A 24,846-nucleotide genomic window follows, 5' to 3' on the forward strand; every position below is an offset into this window, starting at 1 on the left:
CCCCCCCCATCTCCCCAGTTCCAACTCCCGTGCGGGTGGTGGTAAATAGTAATGCAGATGGTCCGGTAACAGCGGATGCTCAATTAACTTTGCGCGAAGCCATTGAAGTTGTCAACGGAACTTTAACCCCCCAACAACTCAGTAGTGCTGAACAACCTCAAATTACTCCCGCGACTGGTGGAAGTACGATTGCATTTAATTTACCCACTGGGGGGACAACCATCGAGTTACAAACGGTATTGCCCGATTTAGCGGTACCAGGATTAACAATTGATGGAAGTACCCAACCGGGATACGATCCCAACACTTCCGCAACTGCGGAAATTGAGATTCCCATTCCCTTGGTGACAATTAAACCCGCAACGGGACAAGAAGTCTTTCGCGGTTTAACGGTGGTCGCAGATAATATCACCATACGCGGTTTGAATCTTTATGGTTTTAATGCCGAACCCATCAAACAGCAGTTGGGAAGTGCATTAATTTATGACGGTGAACCCGAACCCGCAACCCTGACAACTCCACCGGGGGATATTGTCATTGCTCACCGCTTTCCCCCTCCCGATATCAGTCAGCAAAGACCACCTAACGATGATTTTCCTTTTTATGAAAGGAACGAACCCCCCAAAAATGTAGTTATTGAAAATAACTGGTTGGGAATCACTGCTGATGAACGAGTACCCGAACAAATTTCCGCTTTTGGGGTTTATTTATTTAATAGTCAAGGTGCGACAATTCGCAAAAACCGAATCTCTTACCATGCCGGCAGTGCAATTATTACTTCGGTAAGAGCAGAAAATACTCAGGTAGAGCAGAATATCATTATTGGTAACGGTATCGATGGAATGCCTGATGCTTTGCGGTTTGAAGGGGTTGTGGACAATTCGCAAATTCTAGGTAACTTAATTTGTGCTAACGACGGCGCTGGTGTCTATTTATTCAAACCCCAAGGCAAGATACTCGTACAAAACAATAAAATTACTTATAACGGTAGAAGACTCCGACGAGCAGCAGTTTTCGTGATGGGCAGCGAACATCAAATAATTGGCAACGAAATTGACCATCAAACCGGACCTGGAGTAGTAGTTACCGCATTCCCTCATAACGATATTGGCAAAAGCGGACCTGCGATACGTAACGATATCCGTAACAATAAATTCGCGGCTTTAGAAGGATTAAGTATTGACCTCAACAGTCAGCGAAACTTGGGGGTAATTGACTTTCAGCGGGGAGATGGTCCCAACCCCAGACGTACCTCAGTAAATCGCCGTAAAGAAACCGGAAACGCCGCAATTAACGCTCCCGAATTCACCGAAAAATACTTTTTACCCAGCGGTAGTAGCGCCATCGTCACGGGGAAAGCCGATGAAGGTAGCGAAGTGACATTTTATCGATTGGGCGACTATCAAAGGGGACCAAATGCCATATATCAACCGGGATTCGGCGCATTAACAGAACCCCTAACCATAGTTAGCGTGGGAGAAGACGGTAAATTTACCGCTCAACTAGAAAACGTGCAAACCGGGGATGTAATTAGCGCGATCGCCACCGACCCGCAGTATGGAACATCAGAACCGGCGATCGCGACAATTATTGGTGTTGAGGGGACTATACCCAATGTTAAGGTGCAGGCTCCTATCAATCCAATAAAACCGCCTGAGTGCATTTCCAGACCAGTACCACCACCCCCACCACAACCACCAGCACCACCACCAGCACCACCAGAAGCACCACCGGAACCCATCCGCATTCAAGTACCACGCAACGTCCACTTTGCCTTAGATAAATCTTTCATTAGTGACGAAAGTGCAAAAGTACTAGACCAAGTAGCGGAAGTACTTAAACAATATCCATTCATCGTCATCGAACTGCAAGGTCATACCGACCCCCGCGCTAGTGATGCTTATAACCAAGCATTAGGTAGACGACGAGCATTGTCTACAAGGAATTACTTATTACGTCAAGGAATTGCACCCGAAAGAATGACCATACGTTCCTTCGGTGAATCTCAACGTAAAGTTCCTGGTAGTACCGATATTGTCGATTACGCCAGAGATCGACGTACTGAAATCATCTTCAAAGATGTTAGGGGTATAGACCTGATTATTGAAGACCAAGAACAAGATTTGCAAATTGAAAGAAGAAGATAAAAGGTCAAAGGTAAAAGGTCAAAGGTAAAAGGTTAGGAGTTAACAATTACCCATTACCAATTACCAATTACCAATTACCAATTACCAATTCTTTATTTTTCGTTGTTTAGGAAGCAAAAAATGAAAGCTTTATTTAAGCATTTATCGGCAATTACTCAAGGCAAACCCGGTAAGGTGGTGTTAGGGGAGCGTCTCCGGAGCAGATATCATATTTCACCTGCTGTTCACAACATCTCTATACCCTTTCTTTCTACAACTTTATTAGCAGCATTATTGGGTGTACCTCAAGTACCCATATTTGATTCTGGTAAAGCTATTGCACAAACCACAGGTAGTTGTCCTGCGGGTACTGCACCAGAAACAATACAATTAAATCCTACTGACAACCTATCAGATTTAACACAAGAGTATAATATTGGCGGTATCCGTACCATCTTGACGATTACCGAAGAAGTTCCTGGTCAAGTTATTGATAGAACCGAATCAAGAATTGGTACTGATATTTACGGTGGTATTCCCGGACCGAGTTTACGTTTGAATATTGGACCTGGTAAACCTCCGGAAACTGGTAATCTTTCTCCGGGTAGCGCGACTGTTACTCTTACTTTTGCTCAACCAGTTACCTTAGCATCACCTTTAACTTTATTAGATGTTGACCGCGATGGTCCACGAGATAGCGGTCGAACTTTCCAAGATGTCGTTACGGTTACTGCATCCAGTGAAACTTCCAACGTCCCGGTTAATTTACAATCTCTCGGTCAATTCAACAGAATTTCGGGAAATTCTGCTTTGGGTATTGTCGATAATTCATTTCCCGCTAATAGAGATGGTAACGTTTCCATCACACCGGGAGGTACTGTAGATCAAATCCGCATTGAATATCAAGTGGGAAGGGAGTTCGGTGAACCCGGACAAGACCAAACTATCGGTTTAGCACCATTTACGATTTGTGCGCCAGTTCCTAATGCCGCTACAATCGGTGATACAGTTTATCGTGATACCAACGGTGACGGTAGTCAAAATCCGGATGAACCGGGAATTGGTGGAATAAACTTGACTTTGATCGTTCCAGGTGCGGATGGTCAGTTTGGTACTCCCGACGATACTACCCAGACCACTACTACTGACGATAATGGTAGATACAGTTTTCCTAACTTACCTGCGGGTAATTACCGAGTAATTGTCAGTAATCCTCCCGATGGTTTGACTCCTACTCAAACACCACCACAAACTATTGTTGTCGAAGCAGGTCAAAATTTTGATACTGCTGATTTCGGTTATGCACCATCTGCTGTAGGTAGTATTGGAGATACAGTTTATACGGATGCAAATCGTAATAATGTCCAAGATGAAGGTGAACTGGGTATTGAAGGAGCAACGGTCACTCTGACGCTTCCCGGTCCCGACGGTGAATTTGGTACTCCTGACGATACCACCCAAACTACAACTACTAACGCCGAAGGTAGATATAGTTTTCCTAATTTGCCTGCGGGTAATTACCGAGTTACCGCAACGAGTCCTAGAGAAGGAGATACTGCGACTCAAACCCAACCGAATGTTGTCGCGTTACAACCAGGTCAAAATATCGATACAGTTGACTTCGGTTTTGTACCGGGACAATTAGGTCAAGGACAAAGTAGTATTGGGGATACGGTTTACACAGATACTAACCGTAATAATACACAAGATGCAGGTGAAACTGGCATTCCAGGAGTAACGGTAACTCTGACGCTTCCCGGTCCCGATGGTGAATTTGGTACACCTGACGATACCACCCAAACTACAACTACCAACGAAAACGGTAATTACAGTTTTCCCAATTTAGCAGCGGGTAATTACAGAGTTACTATTACCAATCCCCAAGGTCTAACTCCGACTCAAACCCCACCAGGTACAATTAATTTACCAGCCAATCAAAATTTAGATACCATTGATTTTGGTTTAGCTCCCACACAACAAGGTACGGGTACAATTGGTGATACGGTTTACAGAGATATTAACGGCAACGGTCAACAAGATCCAGGAGAACCGGGAATCCCCAATGTAATTGTCAACTATGCCGGTACCGGACCTGATGGTGAATTTGGCAATAGTCTTGATGATGATGATACCAGTGGTAGAACTAGAACAGATGCCAATGGTCGTTATAGTTTCCCCGATTTACCTGCGGGAATTTACAGAGTTACAATCAACGACCAATCTCAGGAACCAATTCGCGGATTGAGTCAAACTCAAACTCCTAATAATCCAATTACTTTAAATCCTGGTGATAATATAGACACCGCTGATTTTGGCTTCACGCAACCCACGGGTACAATCGGTGATACTGTGTATCGGGATAATAACAGTGATGGCACTCAAAACCCAGATGAACCAGGAATTCCCAACGTTCAAGTTACTTTAATTCGTCCGGGTCCGGATAATCAATTGGGTACCCCCGACGATATTACCGTCACTACCACTACCACCGATAACAATGGTAGATATAGTTTCCCCGATATACCTATTGGTAACTACAGAGTTGTAGTAAATAATCCTCCCAACGGTTTAAGTCCGACTCAAACACCACCAAGTATTATTTCTTTACAACCTAATCAAAACTTCGATACTGCTGACTTTGGTTTCTCACCGCAACAAGTTGGGACAATTGGAGACTTTGTTTTCTACGATAACGACGGGGATAGTACTCCTGATTTAAATGAAACCGGAATCCCCGGAATTACCTTAGTTCTACGAAATACTGACGGAAATGAAGTTGCAAGAACCACTACCGGCGACAATGGAGTCTACAATTTTACCGTACCACCAGGTACTTACACCGTCTCAATTGAGAATCCTCCCCAAGGTTTGAATCCGACTTTGACGCAACCAAACCCAGTTACCTTACAAGCCGGTCAAAATATTGATACAGTTGATTTTGGTTTCCAACCACCGCTTCAGGGTTCTATTGGTGATACCGTTTTTGCTGACGTAAATGCTAACCGCATTCAAGATGAAGGTGAACCGGGAGTTAGCGGTGTTTTAGTTAGATTAATTCGTCCCGGAGAAGATGGTGTTTTTGGTACTTCCGACGACCAAATAGATCAACAATTTACCGATAACACGGAAACTGTCGCTTTCAATGAAAATACCCCAGGTAGATATACTTTTAACAATCTTCCACCAGGAAATTATCGAGTAGAAATAGCGCTTCCTGATGGTAGTATTCTCACCACGGGTGCCAATCCGATTCCAGTAACTTTGCAACCCAATCAAAATTTAGATAGTGCTGATTTTGGGGTGAGAATGACTGGACTACCCGGTTCCATCGGCGATACTGTTTTTAATGATACAGATGGTGATGGTGTACAGGATGAAGGGGAACCCGGAATTCCCAATGTTCAATTAACTTTGAGAGATTCCGAAGGTAGGGATTTTGGAACCACAACCACTAACCAAAATGGTAACTATACTTTTGATAATTTACCTCTTGGTACATACACTGTAGAATCTGCAAGACCTACTGACTTTAGTCCTACTACTGAAACAACCTTAAGTGCTGAGTTAACCCAAGCAAATCCCGACACAGATGAAGTTGACTTTGGTTTCCGTCCCGGTCGTTTGGGTGCATCAGGTCCGATAAACTTACGTTTAGTCAAGCGGATTACCAATGTATTAAGAGGTAATCAACCGATTAGTGGAGTTGCTTTCAACCAATTTGAAGATGACCCCAACGATAATGATGATAATATACTCAATTCCTCTCCACAATCTTCACCTGTAGGTATTACTCGTTTAGAAACACCCGTACAAAGCGGTGACATTGTAGAATATACTATTTACTTTTTAAGCGAAGGTGGGGAAAGCTTGCAAAATGTCAAGGTCTGCGACTTAATTCCTAACAATACAACTTTTGTAGAAGGTAGTATTCTTGTCAATGGAGGTGGTGATGGTGGGGATAACGGTACATTCCTATCACCTTTAGCTCCCGTACCCGCAGATTTCCAGAATATTTGCCGCAACGGTACTCCTACAAATGGTGCGGTACTTACAAATCTAGGTACTTTACCCGCTGGTGGACAATTTGGATTTGTTCGCTTCCGCGTCAGAATCAATTAATTTCAATTTTAGGGAGTAGGGAACAGGGAACAGTAAAAAGTAAACAGTCAACAGTCAGCAATTACCAATTACCCATTACCCATTCCCAATTCCATTCCTTGATACAAAAAAAAGTCCGAAGGATTAGGTATTATGATTTTGACTTTTACTTCGTTTGATTGAAATTAATTTTGAATGTCAATGAAAAAAAATAAATTAATTGATTCAGTTATTCTACCAATTGCGGTGATATTACCCGCTCTCTTTCCTTTGGGTGAAGCAACTGCTCAACAGCAAAAACAGATGCGTCCGATTTCTTTATTGAGAGCTAATTGTGTTAAAAGTGGAATCGGTAGTGTCCGTATGCAAAAACTCGATATTTCTATCGGTAAAGCAGTTTACAACAGTAAATTTTATTTGAGTCCCGGCTATCGTTCGGCTGCTCTAACTTGTAAAATTAAACCGGATAATCGCCCTCAAAATGTATTTCAAGCTTTAAATTTGGGTTTTGGGATGCCCGACAATAATGTAAATAGTCCTAGCGTTCAGCTTCGATTTTACTTGGATGGACAACCAACTCAAACTGTTACTGTTAAACCTACACAAGCAGCCAATTTATCCCTTAATGTTAACAATGTGAGTAATGTTGCGATTGAAGCCACTTGTTCTAGTTCTACTCAGTATTGTAGTCGCGTTTATTTTTACAATGCTGACTTACAACGGAAAACTCCCGTTGTAAATACAAATCCTGTACAAGAACAAATTCTAGAAGCACCTAGGAATAATTAATTTAATTGGTAATTGGTAATTGGGAATAGGGAATAGGGAATAGACTGGTTTGGGATGGGTTTTTATAACCCGATTGGGGACTCTTACTCTTAAGAGAAAATGCTACCCATTCATTCCCTGTTAAAAGTCCCCTTCTTCGATAATTAACCATTATCAATTACCAATTACCAATTACCCATTCTATTTTAAATAAAGGCACGAGTTTTTATTCCTGAGTTTTTTCTCCTTGTTCGGTTTTTTGTGTTTCCTCTACTTTTAATCGAGAAAAACTTTTTTTGGTATTTTCAGCAGCTTCTTGAAGTAAAGGATCAACTTTCTTTCGCCAATAATCAATATCTGGCAATTTTTGCGGATTCTTTTGATAATCCTGGACTTTATCCCATTTTTTTTCGGAAATCGCTGTATTTACATCGTTGAAGAAATCTTCTGCTTTAGCCCAATCTTTTTGCCATTGATTAATCATTTCACTCGCTTCTTTGACATTCTTATCATTGGGAGCAAGAGATTCTAAAATTGCGATCGCGCCTTTTAAATCTCCAGATTCATATTTTTCTCTGGCTTGTTCTACAACTTTATCGTCTTGTTGGCTATTTTCGACTGGCTTGACGTTTTCGTATTCAATAACCGGATTCGGTTGGGGTGGAGCTGCAATCAATCCGCTTTCGTCAACGGTTTTAACGGCAACTCCCTTGTCTCGTAGACAAGTAATCCACTCCTGTGGGTTTTTAATCACATCCGAATGCGCCCAAGCAGAATCGTCGGTATTAGCTTTTAGTTCTACCCAACCTTTTTTTGTTCGTTTACCTGTAACTTCAAAAGCAGTGTCCTTAGATACTTTTTTTAAAATATTATTATTAGTATAAATACTAGGTTCGGAACGAATATTAGAATTAGCCGCAACTATTACCGAACAGTTTGCAGATGCTGTCGTACCAGTAAAATTATTTGCAAAGTTGTTTACATTATTTACGATAACGGGAGTTGCAACAGCAGCGCCGCCAGCTAAACAGAATAAAATAAGTATTTGTAAAAAATCGGGACCTTTAGAACCACGAGGAACCTGTTGGGGAACTGCTCTGACTGGTTGATGGGGATTACTAGGTGCAACAGCAATTGTAGCTATCCGAGAATGTTGGGAGGGAAAAGATTGTGTCCGCAGTTGGGGATATTGTTGGGGTACTACTAAATCGGGAGCAAATGAATTTAGGGCTTGCAGGGCTTCAGTAGCACTTTGGTAACGCTCTTTAAAATGATAGCGAACCATTTTACTTAATACCGATTCTAATTCGGGGCTTATAGGTACTAAATGCTCCCAGATTAATTCTCCCGTTTGCGGGTCTTCTTGTAAATCCATTGGTGCAACCCCCGTAAGCGCTTGAATTGCAATAATTCCCAAGGAATAAATATCGCTATTGTGCCTTGGTCTACCTTGTCCTTGTTCTGTAGGCATATAACCGGGAGTACCAATTGCCACTGTAGCAGAAGGATGTTCCATAGCCTCAAAGCAACCCAAACCGTAAGAAGCTCGTAACTTCTTAACTGCACCAAAATCAACTAAAACTAAACTACCATCACTGTAACGACGAATGATATTATCGGGTTTAATATCCCGGTGAATTACACCTTGGCTGTGAACAAATTCTAAAATTGAGAGAACGGACAACAACATTTGAATAACTTGATTTTCATTCCAACGTTCCCCATGAACTAATTCATCAGTCAGAGGATGTCCTTCAATAAATTCTTGTACTAAAAAAAATTCATGATTATCATCAAAATAAGCCAATAATCTGGGTATTTGGTCATGATTACCCAATTTTTCTAAGGTTTCGGCTTCACTTTGAAACAAACGTTTCGCAGTGTCAAACATTTTTTTATCAGTGGTGGTAGGTTTGAGATGCTTGACAACACAGATCGGATTACCCGGTCTTTTGGTATCCTTTGCAATATAATTTTCTCCAAACCCACCCGTTGCGAGAACTTTTACTATTTGGTAACGAGAGTCTAGTAGTTTGCCTATCATATTTCACTACCCAGTTTTAACACCCAACTAATGCGGGACGTACTAAATATCTCCATCTGTACTGCGACAATATCCGCTTTGTAACCAAGAAGATTTTCGCCGTCAGCACAGTATTCTATAAATACACATTGTGAATATTGATTTCAACATTTCTGTTTACTAACAATGCCACCTAAAATCACAAACTCAGTAGCATGGCAACAGGCTGAACTACTCATGCAACCAGCATTTATTCGTGTTGTTGATAATGTTCGCAAGTTACTTGACAATTCTTCCTGGAAAGGAACTTATCATGACGTACTGGTTTGGGCTGCTGACACAAATGACCAAACTAAAGTAATCGTTACTCAATTGATTCAAGAACTCGAAACTGCAACACCCGAACAAGCCGAACAAATCAAAGAAAGATTACGATTGTTGCCAACGCCCCATCCAGGATATCATCTGTGCTTGCAGCGTCAACAGCAGCAAGTAAATGTGGATTTATGGGAATTATGCTACCAGGTTTGCTTTCTCGAATACACCCTTACTGATGACAAAGTTGATATTGATACTAGTTTACTAGATGAATCTGGGGATGTGGAATGGAATTTACTCGATATTAAAGCAAAGCGAGTTGTTGAGGAAATCTTCGCTAATTTACCACAATAACAGGAAACACGTACAATTAATTAAAATCAGCCATAACTCCATAAAATGAGGAACTATGCAACGTATAATAACCCTCGATAGTGCAAACTCCCGCAACTCCAGCATTTAACATTTGTTTCCACTCTACTTTTTGCGTAATCGGATTATACACACCCGCAACGCCAGATTTGAATGCTTCTTTCCATTCTACTTTTTGTTTAATGGGATTATATACACCCCCAACCCCAGAAAAGGCAACTTCTTTCCACTCTACTTTCTGTATCATCGGATTATATACACCTGCAACCCCAGATTTTACAACTTCTTTCCACTCAATTTGTTGAGTAGTAGGGTTATATACACCTGCAACTCCCCCATGAAATACCTGTTTCCACTCGATTTGTTCAGTAGTCGGATTATATACACCTCCAATCCCCGCATGACGAGCTTGTTTCCATTCTATTTGCTCGGTACTAGGATTATATACACCTGCAATTGATGCATTATAAGCATTCCGCCATACTATATTTTGAGAATCAGATACTTCTGTTGCATTAACACTTGTAGAATCAAAGCAATTGACACAAATCAAAATTATCACAATCCCTATAGCACGCCAAAAAATTATCATCATTAACTGTATTATTCTTTAATTAATATTAATTAAAACTAGTGGCTACAGTAATTATAAATACGATTAAATGTTAATTCTATAACCTCTTGTAACAAGTTTGTACTTAAGATATCGAATTTAAATTTAGAAGTCGGATTTTTACAACAAATATCGGTAACACCACAAAACAATCATCAAAACCGACTTCTTAACTCACAACTTCTAAATCTCCAACCTCCGACTGAATCACAATCTCGATAATGTCTCCCTAAAGTTGGTGTAATTCCAAAATTTGAATTGTTAAATTAATACTGTTTGATAAACTGCAATTTTTTTAATTAAGCAGTTTCAATAATTGAATACTGAGGAAATTATTATGAATGAGAACAACCAACCTTTAGAAAATCAAGCAGAAAATAAGAGCTTAGAGCAACAAGAACAAGAACAAGAACAAAAACAGTCTAATTCTGGGGGTTCTGGTATTGGTGCAGCGGCAGCAGGGGCTGCAATTGGTGGTTTACTAGGTGCGAGAAAAGGAATTCTTGGTGCAGTAGCCGGTGCAGCAGCTGGTGCAATGGTTGGCAAGGGTACATCTGAAGCTGTTGATAAAACTGTAGAAGGTGTTGTTGATGCTGCTGAAAGTGTAGCTGAACACGCAAATAGTGCCATAGATACTGTAGGTCATGTAGTAGAGGATACAGCTGAGGAAGTTAAGCCTTCGATTAAAGGTGTGGTAGATGAAGTAAAAGATACAGTTGAGCAAGCCAAGCCTTCTGTAGTGAATACCGCAGAAGCAATTAAAGATACAGTTCAAGAATCTAAGCCTTCCGTAGTTGAAGCAGTTAAAGGTGTATCGGAAGAAGCTAAGCCTGCTGTCAGAAATATTGCTAATTCAGTACAAAGCACGGTTGATGAAACTAAACCTGCTATCAAGAGTGCTGCAAATTCTTTGAAAGGTGCAGCAGAAGAAGCTAAACCTGCGATGAAAACTGTGTCAAAATCGGTTCAAGATGCTGTTGAGGAAGTGAAACCATCCATAAAAGATACTGCAAACTCTGTTAAGGGTGCTGTAAATGAAGTCAAAGAAGATGTCAAACCATCTGTAAAAAACGCTGCTAACTCTATTAAAGGTGCAGTTGATGATGTGAAGTCATCTACCAAGAAAGCCGGAGAAAATGTGAAGTCTTCTGCAAAAAGTATGGGAGACTCTGCTAAAAAAGCAGGTAAAGATGTTAAACATTCTGTAAATGATGCAGCAAAGTCTGTTAAAAATGCATCCAAAGATAGTAATCCACCCTCAGTAAAAGAAGAGGAGGTTGCATTAAAAACAGATACTAATATTCCTGAAACTGATTTACACGATTCCGAAGTTGCAGAAGTAGAAATTAAGGATAAAAGAACCAATATCTAGTAGTATTCTACGACCAGAGCAACACCAAGGGGAAAAAAATACCGTTACGAACCCTCCTTATTTAAGATTTAAGGGGGGTTTGATCTATGTTCTGGCTCTTTACAATATGTCAACTGTATGATATTGGTTCCTATATCACAGGATAGTCAACGAACGTAATACAGATACTTGTGAAGTTGAATGTGGGAGGGAATTTGGGACATAGATAATTTCCAGAGAAGCTTTACCATATATTCCCGAATCTCCTCCCATACCGAAAGACAATAAATTGCTAGAAACAAGGCAAAGCATACAGGAAACAAAAGAGGTTGTATGAAAAAACTGATTCAATTTATTTCAATTTTTTCTTTCCTATTAGCTATATTTTTTATCCAATCATTTGGAAATGAAAGTATTGCTCAAACTTTAAACAATTCAGATACCAAATTCAATTTGAATCCATCTACTGTCTACCCGATAAAAGATTATGGTTTTTCTCAAGGAGTTATGATTCAAACAGGTAAAACAATTTATCTTTCCGGGCAAGTGGCTTGGGATAAAAATCAAAAAGTAGTTGGGAAAGGGGATTTAGGCTTACAGATCCAGAAAGCTCTTGAAAATTTAAAGTTAACATTAAATGAAGCTCAAGCAACCCCAAAAGATATAGTTGAAATGGAAATGTTTGTAGTTGATTATAAACCGCAATATCAAAAAACTCTTATCGAAACTGTGGGTGATTTTTTACAAGGTAGCTCTCCTGCGGTTACTCTTATTGATGTACCATTAATAGCAGCAGATCAAGATTTGTTAGTTGAAATAAAAGCAATTGCGGTAGTTAATTAAGGGCAACAAGGCGATTTTGTGAAAGCAACCACTAAAATCGCGTTGCTCCTAATAGCTATTAAAAAACAACCTAATACTCCAGGTAGCTTTTTCATTACTTTTTCAGCAAGCCCTAATTATTCTAAAATAAATCTAAAATACATTATATTTTTTCAAAACTAAATCCAGAAATGTCTATATCAGCTATTCAAACAGTAGAAACACAAGTTGGTGTCTACAATCGCAGTCACTGGGGACGTATCAAAGTTACAGATAATGACCGTTTGCGCTTTTTACACAATCAAAGTACAAACGATTTTGAAAATCTCAAACCGGGAGAAGGATGTGATACCGTTTTTGTCACCTCTACCGCTCGTACTATTGATTTAGCAACTGCTTATGTTACCGAAGATGCCGTTTTATTACTAGTTTCTCCCAACCGACGTGAATATTTGATGCAATGGTTAGATAAATATATTTTTTTTGCTGACAAGGTACAACTAACCGATTTAACTGAGGAAACTGTAACTTTTAGTCTCATCGGACCAAAAAGTGACGCTATTGTCGAAAAATTACACGCTTCAGAAATTATCGGTAAACCCTATGGTACTCATATTCCTATTCCCCTTATAAATGAAGATAATACACAAAATATTATCGCTGTCGGCAGTGGTTTAGCTTCCCCAGGGTATACTATGATTTTCAATGCCAATCAACAACAAATTATTTGGCAAAAAATCATCGAAGCTGGTGCTGTTGAAATTAGCGATCGCGATTGGGAAATGTTACGAATATTACAAGGAAGACCGCAACCAGAAAAGGAATTAACTGATGATTATAATCCTTTAGAAGTCGGTTTATGGCAAACAATTTCTTTCAACAAAGGCTGCTATATCGGACAAGAAACTATTGCTAGATTAAATACTTACAAAGGTGTAAAACAAAATTTGTGGGGAATTATTTTAAACGCTGCTGTGGAACCAGGAACAATAATTACAGTAAATGATGAAAAAGTCGGTAAAATTACTAGCTGTACTCAAAATGGCGATCGCTATTTCGGATTAGGCTACATTCGCACTAAAGCCGGTGGAGTTGGGTTGAAAGTAGAAGTAGAAGGTTCTGAAGGGGAAGTTGTATCAGTTCCATTCGTTTCTCACGAATATCCGGAAATTAAATCAGTTGACAGTTGACAGTTGACAGTTGTTAACTACTAATCTATAACCTTTAACCTGTTCCCTATTCCCTGATAAACTAAAACGGAATAAAAATAGCTTCTTCTCTATCCCAACCAGTACCTTGACAAAATTCATCTATCCAAGAAGCAAGATTGGAAACTTTTTTGCTTGATGTTGATTTAATCTGTTCGATTTCTTCTGGCGACGATACTTTCACAATTTTTCCTTGTGCTTCGGATTCTTCACACATCGTTAGTAAAGATAAAATTTCTTGTTCGTTTTCTAATTGAGCAATTATGCTTGCTTCCAAAACAGGTTGATGGGGATTTTCTCTGATTAATTCGGAAAAAATTTGGAATTCTCTTTCTACTGATTCTGATGTAGAAATTATTTTTTGCGAGAGACGAAGGTTTTGTATTTTAGTAATTGCTGTTGAAGTTGATAATGGAGATTCGTAAGTTTCTCCATCTTGTTTATTTTGATGTTTATTTTGATGATTATCTGTATTCTTAATTAAATGTAGCTGTTCATCGGGATTAAAATTAAGACCTAATGCAGCAATAATTTCATCGGGATTATTATTTAATTCGAGTATGAAAGGGAAAATTTCATCGAGTTGAGGTTCTAAAACAGATAAAGTTGCCAAAATAAAACCGCTCGAAGGGCGACGATAACCATTGTAAGTTCCCCAAATTCGCATTTTTGCCAACCAAGGACGATTTTGATGGTAGTACATCACCCACTTGATTTTCAAAGATTCCCGTAGTTGCTTAATATTCATCACCATACAAATGCTGTTTTACTACTAAAGGCACTTCTTGCGGACTAACGTGACTGTACCAAACCATTTCGGGCAATATTAATACCATCGGTCCATTACCACATTGTCCCAAACAACTGCTGCTTGTAACCGTCACTTCAGAAACAACATTAGCTTTAAAAGCTGCTAATACTTTAACAGCACCTTGCTTTTTACAAGTACGATTTTGGCAAACTCGAACCCATTTCATATTATTAATTGCTAGTTAATATATAACATCAACAATTAAACAGTATAACTAAATACTATTTTACAAATCTTAATTTTATGAGAGACGTAGTATGATTACGTCTCTAAAATTGTTAACGTGTTATGTTAACATATTTCAAGACCCTTTGATTTTAACCATTCGGGGTTGAATATCCGAGATTGATAACGAGCGCCGCTATCGCAAAGTATAGTTACAATAGTATGCCCAGGTCCGATTTGTTTGGCGATCGCCATAGCAGCAGCAACATTAATTCCAGTAGAACCACCCATTAATAGACCTTCTTTGTTGAGAAGTTGGTAAACGACTCGTAAAGCTTCCTTGTCATCAATACGGATAGCATCATCAATGGGTACATTTTGCATATTAGCAGTAATGCGACTGTTGCCAATACCTTCAGTAATGGAACTACCTTCAATTTGAATTTCACCAGTTTTGATATAACTGTAAAGTCCACTACCCATCGGATCAGCAACAACACATTTAATATCGGGATTTTTTTCTTTCAAGAACATTGATGCACCAGCAAAAGTTCCACCAGTGCCAGTAGCAGCTACCCAAGCGTCAATTTTACCATCGGTTTGCGACCAAATTTCGGGTCCGGTAGTTTCATAATGGGCTTGACGGTTTGCCAAATTATCAAATTGGTTTGCCCAAATAGCATTTTCGATTTCAGAGGCAATTCTACCAGATAATTTTACATAATTATTGGGGTCTTTGTAGGGTACAGCCGGAACAGCACGAACTTCTGCCCCCAAAGCTCGAAGCGCATCCATTTTTTCCTGTGATTGGGTTTCGGGGATAATAATTAAACATTTGTAACCTTTGGCATTGCAGATATGTGCTAAACCAATACCAGTATTACCAGCAGTTCCTTCAACAACAGTTCCACCAGGTTTGAGTAAACCTTTAGCTTCAGCATCTTCAATGATATATAACGCCGCTCTATCCTTAACAGAACCACCGGGATTGAGAAATTCTGCTTTACCCAAGATTTCGCATCCCGTTTCCTCGCTAAAGCTTTTTAATTTAATTAACGGTGTATTTCCGACGGTACCTACAAAACCATTTTTAATATCCATGTTTAATTGACCAATTTTCTTTATTTTAAGAATTTTGACTGACAGCGGTACTTATAATCTGGATTTCTCACTCCTCACTCCTGACTCCTGACTCCAACTTCCTTCTTGTTTGTGAGAAATGTGGGATAAGTAGTTAACCGTTTCACGCCCTTGATTATTTATATATATTTACTGCTCAGTCATATAACGCTTCCCAAACTAACTATTCTTTATTTAAACAAAATCTTGGCACAAGTAATTATTTAACAATTTACAGTTAACAATTATCAGTTAGTTATCAATTCCCTTCCGGGCGTGTATTCCTGGATTTCTCACAAGTAAGTGGTAAGCATTGAGTGACGGATTGATTTTCCCACTCCAAACTCCAAACTCCAAACTCCAAACTCCAAACTCCAAACTCCTAACTCCTAACTCCTAACTCCTAACTCCTAACTCCTAACTCCTTAAGATGTTCACTGATTTAAGTTGTTTTTTGAGTGTAATGGGTAATGGTTCCGATATTCGATTTAGATTCTGGAATATCTGTACTCTCCGTAACCGTGGCACTGAGAAATTATCAGTAATCAAACTTAGTCAAATTCAACTTTTGAGCGAATAAAAACTATTTATCTTGACATATAACCTAAATAGTGAAGAGAGGAAAAATGCGTACAAATACGTATCTGAGGGGTCTAGCACCTTGTAAATTCAGTGAAACAACGAATGGTGTGAAAAGGGATTAGCTTAGAAAATAATTACAGCTTTGATAAAACTTTACTCGGCTCAGTTTTTTTACAGGAAAAAGAGTCCCTAAAGGAAATTATATGGCAGTAATTCAGTCCTCTCTTCGGTCTGATGGTATGGAATTATTATGTCTATATCACCAGAATCCTTCTGTTAAACTTCGTAACAGACTCGTAAAATTGCATAGTGGTTTAGTACGAAAAATGGCTCATAAATTTAGTCATCAATGTAATGAACCTTATGAAGATTTAGAACAAATTGGTTACTTCGGTTTAATTCGAGCAATTGAACGTTTCGATCCGACTCAAGGATACGCATTTAGTTCCTTTGCTGTCCCGTATATTCGGGGTGAAATGCTGCACTTTTTACGCGATCGCAGTACTTTATTAAAAATTCCTCGTCGTTGGCAAGAACTGTACAATGAAGGACAAAAGGTGCGTAAAGAATTAGCAGATACTTTAGGAAGACAGCCCAAAGATTTGGAAGTTGCTCGCGAACTGAAAGTGTCGGTACAAGAATGGCAAGAAACTAAATTAGCGGTTCAAAATCGGATGCCTTTAAGTTTAGATGCAACTGTTGTGAACTATGTTGATTGTCAAATTACCTTGGGTGAAGCATTGCCTTGTCCTCATACAGCCGCTCAGCAACACTTAGAAGAAGAGCGTCAACAACTTCATGGGGCTATGGGAATGTTAGAAGAAAAGCCTCGGATGGCAGTAGAATTGGTATTCTTAAAGGAATTTTCCCGTAAAGATGCAGCCAAGAAAATTGGTACTAGTCCAATGACAGTAACGCGGTATCTACAAAAAGGAATTGATGACTTAATGGGTTTAATGCAACAACCACAACCAGTAGCAGCTACCGTCCGATGATATGGGTAAAATTTTGCCAAATTAATCGGTTTATATATAGCAATTGATTGGTCAATGAAAATTTTATTGCGCCTCAAAAATTTGTCATATATTCAACCCATATATCAATCAATTGACCAAATTCATCACATGGCGATCGCGTATTCGACTTACTCCCTTCCCAAACATCAGCAACAAACTTTTTAACTAAATTGAATATATTCGGTAATGGGGATAAAACAGTTATCAGTTATCAGTAAACAGTTATCAGTGTAGCGCAGCGTGGCACGTAGTGACATATGATATGCTCTCTATCTTATCTCCCACCTTATATGCGGGGAAAATAACTGATAACTGATAACTGATAACTGTTAGGTAATAACGGTAGGTTTATCTCTTCCGGTATTAGCTTTAATTTGAGCAATCTCGTCGGCTAAGGTAATTAATTCTGCTAATGCTTGTTGCGGATCGAGGTTATGTTTTGTACTATCGGGTTCATAGCTTTCTAAATAAACTCTCAAAGTTGCTCCTTGAGTACCTGTACCGGAAAGTCTAAATACAATTCTCGAACCGTCGGTAAATCCAATTCTAATTCCCTGGTTCTGACTGATACTACCATCAACGGGGTCTGTATAACTAAAGTCGTCGGCATATTCGACTTGATATTTACCAAATTGTTTACCCTTCATCGTCGATAACGAACCACGGAGATTTTCCATTAGGGTATTGGCTTCCAGTGTTTCTACTGCTTCATAATCATGTCTTGAATAATAATTGCGTCCGTAGGTTTTCCAGTGTTCGCGGACAATTTCTTCAACTGATTGCTTTCGTGATGCTAAGATATTCAACCAAAATAGAACTGCCCAAAGTCCATCTTTTTCCCTTACATGGTTAGAACCAGTACCAAAACTTTCTTCACCGCAAAGAGTCACTTTACCTGCATCTAAAAGATTGCCAAAGAACTTCCAACCTGTAGGAGTTTCATAACAATCAATTCCCTCACCCGCAGCTACTCGATCTACTGCCGCAGAAGTCGGCATCGAACGCGCCACACCTGCTAATCCCGAACTGTAAGCTGGTACCAGTTTCGCATTGGCTGCTAATACCGCTAAACTATCGCTGGGAGTTACAAAGAAATTTCGTCCCAATATCATATTGCGATCGCCATCTCCATCGGAAGCAGCACCAAAGTCCGGAGCATTATCCCCAAATAAAATATCAACTAATTCATGAGCATAAACTAAATTCGGGTCTGGATGTCCACCACCAAAATCTTCCAAAGGTTTACCATTATGTACAGTTCCCGCAGGCGCTCCCAAACGCTGTTCAAATAAAGCATAAGCGTAAGGTCCGGTTACAGCGTGTAAGGAATCCATACACATCCGGAAATCTCCCGCAGTTAACAGTTGACGAATACTATCAAAATCAAACAGCGACTGCATTAACTCGACATAATCCGCTACCGAATCAATGACTTGAACTGTCATTGAACCGAGTTCAAAACTACCCAATTTATCTAAATTGACATCTTCTGCTTCTAAAATCTTGTAAGCATCAATGGTTTTACTCCGATTGTAAATAGCTTCTGTCACCTTTTCTGGTGCGGGACCACCATTATCAGTATTGTACTTAATCCCAAAATCTTCATCGGGACCTGCTGGATTATGACTCGCAGAAAGAATAATCCCGCCAAAAGCTTTATATTTACGCACAATACAGGAAAGAGCAGGAGTAGAGAGAATTCCGCTCTCACCTACCAATACCCTTCCAAATCCATTAGCCGCCGCCATTTTGAGGATAATTTGGATAGCTTCACGGTTGTAAAAACGTCCATCACCACCCAAAACCAGTGTTTGTCCTTGATAGCCTTCAAGACTATCAAAAATCGATTGCACAAAATTTTCTAAATAGTGGGGTTGCTCAAAAGTTTTAACCTTTTTCCGTAAACCGGATGTTCCCGGTTTTTGATCGGTAAATGCTTGAGTTGAAACAGTACGAATATTCATAAATCCGAATTCTTGGGTATTAATAAATAAAGTACCAGTGAACAGTGAACAATGAACAGTTAGGAGTTATGAGATTTTTATTTCTTCCCCTCTTCACTGCGGCACTTTCCCCAAAGCTTCCCGCACGACTTCGGAACCAACTCCGAAACGACATGAGTTTTCTGTAATATGCTGCTTCCAAGCGCGACTACCGGGTTTTCCGGCGAAGAGTTGCAGCATATGTCTGGTAATTTTATTGAGTTTCAATCCTTTCGCCGTCCATTTATCTATGTAATCATACATATTTTGTACAACTTCGTGTCTACTTGGAGACGGGGATTTGTCAGTGTAAATTTTTACATCTACGGTAGCGAAAAGGTAGGGATTATCGTAAGCCGCACGTCCAATCATGACAGCATCAACTGAGTGTAAATGTTGAATAACCTGTTCTAAAGTTTTAAATCCACCATTAATTTCAATAAATAAATCAGGAAAATCTTGTTTTAATCGATGCACGTCATCGTATCTTAAAGGTGGAACGTCGCGGTTTTCTTTAGGACTCAGCCCTTCTAACCAAGCTTTGCGAGCGTGAACAGTGAAATGCCGACAACCAGCTTGAGAAACTATATTAACGAAATTTACCATGTCCTCGTAACGGTCTAAATCATCAATACCAATACGATGTTTGACAGTAACAGGAATTTTGGTTGCATTAATCATCGCTGCGACACAATCAGCGACTTGTTGGGGTTGTGCCATTAAACAAGCACCGAAATTACCGCTTTGTACGCGACTGCTGGGACAACCGACATTCAAATTAATTTCGTCATAACCCATACCTTCGGCAATGCGAGCGCATTCCGCCAAATCTACAGGATTATCACCTCCAACTTGTAGTGATAGAGGTTTTTCTTCGGCACAGAAACCTAGTAAATGTTCCTTATCTCCATGCAAAATTGCCGCACTCGTCACCATTTCTGTATAGAGTAAAGTGTGACGGGTAATTTGTCGCATAAAATAACGATAATGACGGTCTGTTCGATCCATCATTGGGGCGATACTTAAACGGTTGGGCATGGGAAGAAAGAGTTAGGAGTTAGGAGTTACAAATTTAATTATGAATCAGCGTTTTGATTTCAAATAAAATATATAAAATTATAATAAGTTGTAGGTTGGGTTAGACGCACGAAAAGATTTAATGATTGACGAATTAATTTATATTGCGTCGTAACCCAACATTAGCGTTTTGATTTATACGAAATTACCCTGAAGCGATTTGTTTGGTTGGGTGTTTAAGATTATTTTAAGTTTAGTTATTTAGTTGAATTATCCAGATGATGTTGGGCTTCGTTCCTCAGCCCAACCTACGAACTAAACCAACCTACAAAATGAATAATTGTATTTATTTATCTAACAAAATAAATGGAATACCGTAGAGCAAAAATAGAGGGAGGTACTTTCTTTTTTACGGTTGTCACTCAGAATCGCCGTAAATTTTTGTGTAACGAAGAAAATATTGTATTACTAAGAAAGATATTCAAACGGGTAATGCAGCAGCACCGCTTTACAATTGACGCAATAGTAATTTTACCCGAACATTTGCATTGTATTTGGACTTTACCACCAAATGATGATGACTTTTCAACTCGTTGGAACTTGATTAAAGGTGGTTTTAGTCGTCTGTGTCATCCGAAATATAAAGGAAAAATATCTGCATCGCGGCAGAGTAAAAAAGAACAAGGAGTTTGGCAGCGTCGTTTTTGGGAACATCAAATCCGCAATGAAGCAGATTTTATTTCCCATGTGGATTATATTTATTACAATCCTGTGCGACATGGATATGTCAAAGCACCCAAAGATTGGAAGTATTCAAGCTTTCATCGTGATGTTAAACGAGGTATTTATGATATTGATTGGGGTGCAGGAGTAGAATTAGAATTTCCTGATTCAGTGGGGAATGAATAACATAGTAGGTTGGGTTAGACGCACGACAATATTTAAAAATCAACCAGTGATTGAAATTGCGTCGTAACCCAACATCAGTTATTTGATTATTGTTATGAAGTAGATTTGGACAGGCAGTTTACTTGTAGGTTGGGTTAGACGCACGAAAAGATTTAATGATTGACTAATTGATTGAAATTGCGTCGTAACCCAACATTAGCGTTTTGATTTATACGAAATTACCCTGAAGCAAGTTGTTTCGTTGGATAGTTAACATTGTTTTGATTTAAATTATTTTGTTGAGTTTTCCAGATTATGTTGGGCTTCGTTCCTCAGCCCAACCTACGAACTACGAACTACTAATTGATTGAAATTGCGTCGTAACCCAACATCAGTTATTTGATTATTGTTATGAGGTAGATTTGGACAGGCAGTTTACTTGTAGGTTGGGTTAGACGCACGAAAAGATTTAATGATTGACTAATTGATTGAAATTGCGTCGTAACCCAACATTAGCGTTTTGATTTATACGAAATTACCCTGAAGCAAGTTGTTTCGTTGGATAGTTAACATTGTTTTGATTTAAATTATTTTGTTGAGTTTTCCAGATTATGTTGGGCTTCGTTCCTCAGCCCAACCTACGAACTGAGGAATTAATTTCTTCAGGTATCGCTCAGATAAATTATCAATATCGTTTTCTTTCTAAGGTAGTAAATAAGTTAAGGAAGGAAGTTAATTGATATGGCTTTCTCTTTACATAATTTACTCAGCAGCAAAGGTGTTTCGGGTATCTTCGAGGGGCAGCAAACTATACAAGGAAAGTTATTTGAGGATTTCTCAATTCACATAGCAAAGAATGACGCTAGCAAGTACGATGTTTTCGTGCGTTTTATGCCTGATGCTAAGAATATTTTTCAAGAATCGGATTTGCAGGAAGAAGATTTAGATGCTGCTATTGATAGAGCAAAAACCGTCATTAAAGAAAGATATCCTCAGTATAACGACGAACAATTTGAGGATTTGATGGATCTACTTACCATAAGTAAGGTAGAACCAACTCCTAAGCCAATAGTATCGCCACAGTTTACCCCACAACCTTTGACAGATAATCAGCAGTTTCCAAAAGAATTAAAAGTTAGTTTTGCCTCTACACCCAAGATAGAAGTAGTTTTCCCTGATAAAAATATTTTATTTGAGAAAAATGAAAGAACAGTAAAGATGCCTTTGTCCGTTATAATCGCAATGGTTTTAACTTTTGTACTTAATATACCAATCAGTTATGTGATTGTAACCTTGGTCATTCGACAGCAAAACCAAATAGAAACTTTGGAGCAAAATAAGTAAGTTGGGGTAAATAAAACAAGATATACGATAACAACCAAAAAGCTTGAAACGATTGGGATTACTTAAAAAGTTGATGTTGGGTTACGACGCAATACCAATTAATCGGTTAATTATCAAATATTGTCGTGCGTCTAACCCAACCTACGAACTAACTCCGGTGGTACTAACTTTTGAAATTTGCGATCGCGCCTTTTGTCATTGCGGCGATGGCTTGATCTGTGGCTTTGGGTAGATGATAATATTTACCTCCGGCGTTTTTGGCTAGTTCTTTAGCGAATCCGGTAGAGACAAATTTACTTTCGGTATCAATCACTAATAATTTAATACCTAAAGCCCGAATTTTAGCGGCAACTTGTAATAATTCCCCTTTAATATCTGGCTTTTCTCCAGGTTCTTGAGGTTCTCCTAAAGAACGGGATAATGAGATGTTACCGCGTCCATCGGTGATAGCGACTATGACGACTTGTCCGATATCTCCGCTTCTTTGAGCATTTAAACCAACGTGAGCGGCTTGGGTTAAGCCGTGGGCTAAGGGTGAACCACCTCCGCAAGGCATTTTCTCTAAACGAGTGCGAGCTAAGGTGATAGAACGTGTAGGAGGTAAAACCACTTCTGCTTGTTCTCCTCGGAAGGGAATTAAAGCTACTTGGTCGCGGTTTTGATATGCTTCTGTTAATAACTGCATGACGGCACCTTTGGCTGATTGTATCCGGTTGAGTGCCATTGAACCGGAAGCATCTACAACGAATATGATTAATGCTCCGGCTTTTCTTGCTAAGCGTTTGGCGCGAATATCTCCTTGTTCTACAATCACGTTTCTACCAGGATGTCTTTGTCGTCGTGCTTTTTGATATGGTGCTGCGGCTCTTAATGTGGCATCTACGGCAATACGACGAACTTTTCCTTTGGGTAACATCGGTTTGATATATCGTCCTCTATCGTCGGAAAAGATTAAACCGCGACTTCCGGAGTTACCTTGACGCTGTGCCATTTGAGCAAAATACAGCACACTTTCATCTAAAATTACACCTTCTGGGTCAAAGATGAATTCTTCGGGAATTCCTGGTGGTTCTTGTTCTTGATTTGATTCGTCATCAATATCTTCATCTTCTTTTTCTTGTTGTTCGTCTTGCTCTTGTTCTGATTCGTCTTCTGATTGTTCTTGGCTTTGTGGAGGAGGTGGTGGTGGTTGTTGTTCTTCGGGGGGTGTTTGAATTACTGTCGCACGGGGTACTATGACTAATTCCACTGCACGACGTAAATCTTCGGGGTTGACTTTATCACGTCCATCAAGTGCTGCGGAAGCTTTGGCTACTCGTACTGCAAATAATTCGGCACGATGTCCTTGGACTACACCGCGAATTGCTTCTTCAACTAAGTAGTTAATTTGTTCATGAGTGATAGTAACTTCTTTCAACCATTCCCGCGCTAAAACAATTTGAGTTTTGATTGAGTCGATATCTTCTGTGTACTGCTGAAGAAATTCTTGGGGAGAACGAGAATAAGCAATTGCTTGTTCTACTGCTTCAACTCGTAAATCTAAACCTAAAACACCATCTGCGGAGAGGGAAATGGCAATTCTGTCAAGTAAATGTTCTCGTAAATTTCCTTCTTCGGGATTATAAGTAGCGATAAATAAGGGTTTACAAGGATGTTGAAAACTGATTCCTTCTCGTTCGATTTGATTGCGTCCTTCGGATAGTACAGTTAAAAGTTGATTACTAATTTGCTCATCTAAAAGATTGATTTCATCTACATACAGCACTCCCCGATGAGCTGCTGCTAATAAACCTGGTTGAAATACTGTATCTCCCTGCTTGACAGATTTTTCCACATCTACCGAACCCAAAAGTCGATCTTCGGTGACTCCCAAAGGAATTTGGATGAACGGTGCGGGGATGATTTCCGTTTCTATATCTGAGACGTTAAATTTAACGTCTCTACACAATAAATCGTCATCCCATTCTTGCGGTTGATTGGGATTACAATTACTAATCGAATTTTTGACAACTTCAATTGGTGGTAATAAAGCGTGAATCGCCCGAGCCATCACTGATTTTGCAGTTCCTCTACGTCCTGCGATCGCGACTCCCCCTAATTCTGGATCGACTGCTGTTAATAGTAAAGCTAATTTTATCGCTTCTTGACCAACGACAGCGGTTAAAGGAAAAGTTGTAACACTAGAAATAACACTGGATGCAGCCATTTTTAGATAATAGTTAG

The 24,846-nt window shown here is 39.4% G+C and carries 19 protein-coding genes; 11 read left to right on the plus strand and 8 right to left on the minus strand.

Going from position 1 to position 24,846, the window contains the following annotated elements; genetic code table 11:
* The 3 genes from IQ247_RS00005 to IQ247_RS00015 all read left to right on the plus strand — a co-directional run.
* Positions 1-2,147, plus strand: a 2,147-nt coding sequence (locus IQ247_RS00005; RefSeq protein ID WP_193915398.1) for an OmpA family protein, incomplete at its 5' end; no start/stop codon positions are given.
* A 120-nt stretch (positions 2,148-2,267) separates the two neighbouring features.
* Positions 2,268-6,245 carry an SdrD B-like domain-containing protein gene (locus tag IQ247_RS00010; protein WP_193915401.1) on the plus strand — a complete coding sequence of 1,326 codons (3,978 nt, stop codon included), beginning with the start codon at positions 2,268-2,270 and terminating at the stop codon, positions 6,243-6,245.
* Positions 6,246-6,425: 180 nt separating this feature from the next.
* Positions 6,426-7,013 carry a hypothetical protein gene (locus tag IQ247_RS00015; protein WP_193915405.1) on the plus strand — a complete coding sequence of 196 codons (588 nt, stop codon included), beginning with the start codon at positions 6,426-6,428 and terminating at the stop codon, positions 7,011-7,013.
* Between the two features lie 205 nt (positions 7,014-7,218).
* On the opposite strand, the gene IQ247_RS00020 is transcribed toward IQ247_RS00015, so the two are convergent.
* Positions 7,219-9,036: a protein kinase domain-containing protein gene (locus IQ247_RS00020; RefSeq protein WP_193915408.1), complete on the minus strand. Its 1,818-nt coding sequence runs from the start codon at positions 9,034-9,036 to the stop codon at positions 7,219-7,221.
* A 165-nt stretch (positions 9,037-9,201) separates the two neighbouring features.
* On the opposite strand from IQ247_RS00020, the gene IQ247_RS00025 reads away from it, so the two are divergent.
* Positions 9,202-9,687 carry a hypothetical protein gene (locus tag IQ247_RS00025; protein WP_193915411.1) on the plus strand — a complete coding sequence of 162 codons (486 nt, stop codon included), beginning with the start codon at positions 9,202-9,204 and terminating at the stop codon, positions 9,685-9,687.
* Positions 9,688-9,703: 16 nt separating this feature from the next.
* Here the strand turns inward: IQ247_RS00025 and IQ247_RS00030 are convergent, their stop codons facing one another.
* A complete protein-coding gene (locus IQ247_RS00030; RefSeq protein ID WP_193915414.1) occupies positions 9,704-10,300 on the minus strand; it encodes a hypothetical protein in 597 nt (198 codons plus the stop codon).
* 355 nt (positions 10,301-10,655) lie between these two features.
* Here IQ247_RS00030 and IQ247_RS00035 point away from each other — a divergent pair, with 355 nt between their 5' ends.
* The 3 genes from IQ247_RS00035 (at position 10,656) to ygfZ (ending at position 13,681) form a co-directional block, all read left to right on the plus strand.
* Positions 10,656-11,690, plus strand: coding sequence for an NADH-quinone oxidoreductase subunit E (locus IQ247_RS00035; protein WP_193915417.1), 1,035 nt, complete (start codon positions 10,656-10,658; stop codon positions 11,688-11,690).
* 312 nt (positions 11,691-12,002) lie between these two features.
* Complete coding sequence (locus IQ247_RS00040) at positions 12,003-12,512, plus strand: RidA family protein (protein ID WP_193915420.1); 510 nt, start codon at positions 12,003-12,005, stop codon at positions 12,510-12,512.
* A 170-nt stretch (positions 12,513-12,682) separates the two neighbouring features.
* Positions 12,683-13,681, plus strand: a complete 999-nt coding sequence (gene ygfZ / locus IQ247_RS00045; RefSeq protein ID WP_193915424.1) for a CAF17-like 4Fe-4S cluster assembly/insertion protein YgfZ — start codon at positions 12,683-12,685, stop codon at positions 13,679-13,681.
* 61 nt (positions 13,682-13,742) lie between these two features.
* Here the strand turns inward: ygfZ and IQ247_RS00050 are convergent, their stop codons facing one another.
* The 3 genes from IQ247_RS00050 to IQ247_RS00060 all read right to left on the minus strand — a co-directional run bounded on the left by IQ247_RS00050 (position 13,743) and on the right by IQ247_RS00060 (position 15,776).
* Positions 13,743-14,447, minus strand: coding sequence for a DUF5331 domain-containing protein (locus tag IQ247_RS00050; RefSeq protein ID WP_193915427.1), 705 nt, complete (start codon positions 14,445-14,447; stop codon positions 13,743-13,745).
* Complete coding sequence (locus IQ247_RS00055; RefSeq protein WP_193915430.1) at positions 14,437-14,676, minus strand: (2Fe-2S) ferredoxin domain-containing protein; 240 nt, start codon at positions 14,674-14,676, stop codon at positions 14,437-14,439. The genes IQ247_RS00050 and IQ247_RS00055 overlap by 11 nt, the downstream gene beginning before the upstream one ends.
* A 125-nt stretch (positions 14,677-14,801) precedes the next feature.
* The gene (locus IQ247_RS00060; RefSeq protein ID WP_193915434.1) at positions 14,802-15,776 is read right to left on the minus strand and encodes a cysteine synthase A; all 975 of its coding nucleotides are present in this window, start codon (positions 15,774-15,776) and stop codon (positions 14,802-14,804) included.
* A gap of 803 nt (positions 15,777-16,579) precedes the next feature.
* On the opposite strand from IQ247_RS00060, the gene IQ247_RS00065 reads away from it, so the two are divergent.
* Positions 16,580-17,371 (plus strand): RNA polymerase sigma factor SigF, encoded by a 792-nt coding sequence (locus IQ247_RS00065; protein WP_193915437.1) that lies wholly within the window; start codon positions 16,580-16,582, stop codon positions 17,369-17,371.
* A gap of 54 nt (positions 17,372-17,425) precedes the next feature.
* Positions 17,426-17,557, plus strand: coding sequence for a hypothetical protein (locus IQ247_RS33010; protein ID WP_265579651.1), 132 nt, complete (start codon positions 17,426-17,428; stop codon positions 17,555-17,557).
* Between the two features lie 164 nt (positions 17,558-17,721).
* Here the strand turns inward: IQ247_RS33010 and IQ247_RS00070 are convergent, their stop codons facing one another.
* Both IQ247_RS00070 and dusA read right to left on the minus strand, forming a co-directional pair.
* Complete coding sequence (locus tag IQ247_RS00070; RefSeq protein WP_193915440.1) at positions 17,722-19,356, minus strand: alpha-D-glucose phosphate-specific phosphoglucomutase; 1,635 nt, start codon at positions 19,354-19,356, stop codon at positions 17,722-17,724.
* Between the two features lie 93 nt (positions 19,357-19,449).
* A complete protein-coding gene (gene dusA / locus IQ247_RS00075; protein ID WP_193915443.1) occupies positions 19,450-20,412 on the minus strand; it encodes a tRNA dihydrouridine(20/20a) synthase DusA in 963 nt (320 codons plus the stop codon).
* A gap of 345 nt (positions 20,413-20,757) precedes the next feature.
* Here dusA and IQ247_RS00080 point away from each other — a divergent pair, with 345 nt between their 5' ends.
* Together IQ247_RS00080 and IQ247_RS00085 are read left to right on the plus strand one after the other, a co-directional pair.
* Positions 20,758-21,300 carry an REP-associated tyrosine transposase gene (locus IQ247_RS00080; RefSeq protein WP_193915446.1) on the plus strand — a complete coding sequence of 181 codons (543 nt, stop codon included), beginning with the start codon at positions 20,758-20,760 and terminating at the stop codon, positions 21,298-21,300.
* Between the two features lie 720 nt (positions 21,301-22,020).
* Positions 22,021-22,623, plus strand: coding sequence for a hypothetical protein (locus IQ247_RS00085; RefSeq protein WP_193915449.1), 603 nt, complete (start codon positions 22,021-22,023; stop codon positions 22,621-22,623).
* Between the two features lie 163 nt (positions 22,624-22,786).
* On the opposite strand, the gene bchD is transcribed toward IQ247_RS00085, so the two are convergent.
* Positions 22,787-24,829: a magnesium chelatase ATPase subunit D gene (gene bchD / locus IQ247_RS00090; RefSeq protein WP_193915452.1), complete on the minus strand. Its 2,043-nt coding sequence runs from the start codon at positions 24,827-24,829 to the stop codon at positions 22,787-22,789.
* Between the last annotated feature and the right edge of the window lie 17 nt (positions 24,830-24,846).

Origin of the sequence: Plectonema cf. radiosum LEGE 06105 (assembly GCF_015207665.1) — a bacterium.
Classification (GTDB): Bacteria; Cyanobacteriota; Cyanobacteriia; order Cyanobacteriales; family Nostocaceae; genus Rivularia; species Rivularia radiosa_A.

What these genes read in the sequence shown, in the direction of transcription:
- IQ247_RS00010 (WP_193915401.1), top strand. Translation starts at nt 2,268, where the DNA reads ATGAAAGCTTTATTTAAGCATTTATCGGCAATTACTCAAGGCAAACCC.
- IQ247_RS00015 (WP_193915405.1), top strand. Translation starts at nt 6,426, where the DNA reads ATGAAAAAAAATAAATTAATTGATTCAGTTATTCTACCAATTGCGGTG.
- IQ247_RS00020 (WP_193915408.1), bottom strand. Translation starts at nt 9,036, where the DNA reads ATGATAGGCAAACTACTAGACTCTCGTTACCAAATAGTAAAAGTTCTC.
- IQ247_RS00025 (WP_193915411.1), top strand. Translation starts at nt 9,202, where the DNA reads ATGCCACCTAAAATCACAAACTCAGTAGCATGGCAACAGGCTGAACTA.
- IQ247_RS00030 (WP_193915414.1), bottom strand. Translation starts at nt 10,300, where the DNA reads ATGATGATAATTTTTTGGCGTGCTATAGGGATTGTGATAATTTTGATT.
- IQ247_RS00035 (WP_193915417.1), top strand. Translation starts at nt 10,656, where the DNA reads ATGAATGAGAACAACCAACCTTTAGAAAATCAAGCAGAAAATAAGAGC.
- IQ247_RS00040 (WP_193915420.1), top strand. Translation starts at nt 12,003, where the DNA reads ATGAAAAAACTGATTCAATTTATTTCAATTTTTTCTTTCCTATTAGCT.
- ygfZ (WP_193915424.1), top strand. Translation starts at nt 12,683, where the DNA reads ATGTCTATATCAGCTATTCAAACAGTAGAAACACAAGTTGGTGTCTAC.
- IQ247_RS00050 (WP_193915427.1), bottom strand. Translation starts at nt 14,447, where the DNA reads ATGAATATTAAGCAACTACGGGAATCTTTGAAAATCAAGTGGGTGATG.
- IQ247_RS00055 (WP_193915430.1), bottom strand. Translation starts at nt 14,676, where the DNA reads ATGAAATGGGTTCGAGTTTGCCAAAATCGTACTTGTAAAAAGCAAGGT.
- IQ247_RS00060 (WP_193915434.1), bottom strand. Translation starts at nt 15,776, where the DNA reads ATGGATATTAAAAATGGTTTTGTAGGTACCGTCGGAAATACACCGTTA.
- IQ247_RS00065 (WP_193915437.1), top strand. Translation starts at nt 16,580, where the DNA reads ATGGCAGTAATTCAGTCCTCTCTTCGGTCTGATGGTATGGAATTATTA.
- IQ247_RS33010 (WP_265579651.1), top strand. Translation starts at nt 17,426, where the DNA reads ATGAAAATTTTATTGCGCCTCAAAAATTTGTCATATATTCAACCCATA.
- IQ247_RS00070 (WP_193915440.1), bottom strand. Translation starts at nt 19,356, where the DNA reads ATGAATATTCGTACTGTTTCAACTCAAGCATTTACCGATCAAAAACCG.
- dusA (WP_193915443.1), bottom strand. Translation starts at nt 20,412, where the DNA reads ATGCCCAACCGTTTAAGTATCGCCCCAATGATGGATCGAACAGACCGT.
- IQ247_RS00080 (WP_193915446.1), top strand. Translation starts at nt 20,758, where the DNA reads ATGGAATACCGTAGAGCAAAAATAGAGGGAGGTACTTTCTTTTTTACG.
- IQ247_RS00085 (WP_193915449.1), top strand. Translation starts at nt 22,021, where the DNA reads ATGGCTTTCTCTTTACATAATTTACTCAGCAGCAAAGGTGTTTCGGGT.
- bchD (WP_193915452.1), bottom strand. Translation starts at nt 24,829, where the DNA reads ATGGCTGCATCCAGTGTTATTTCTAGTGTTACAACTTTTCCTTTAACC.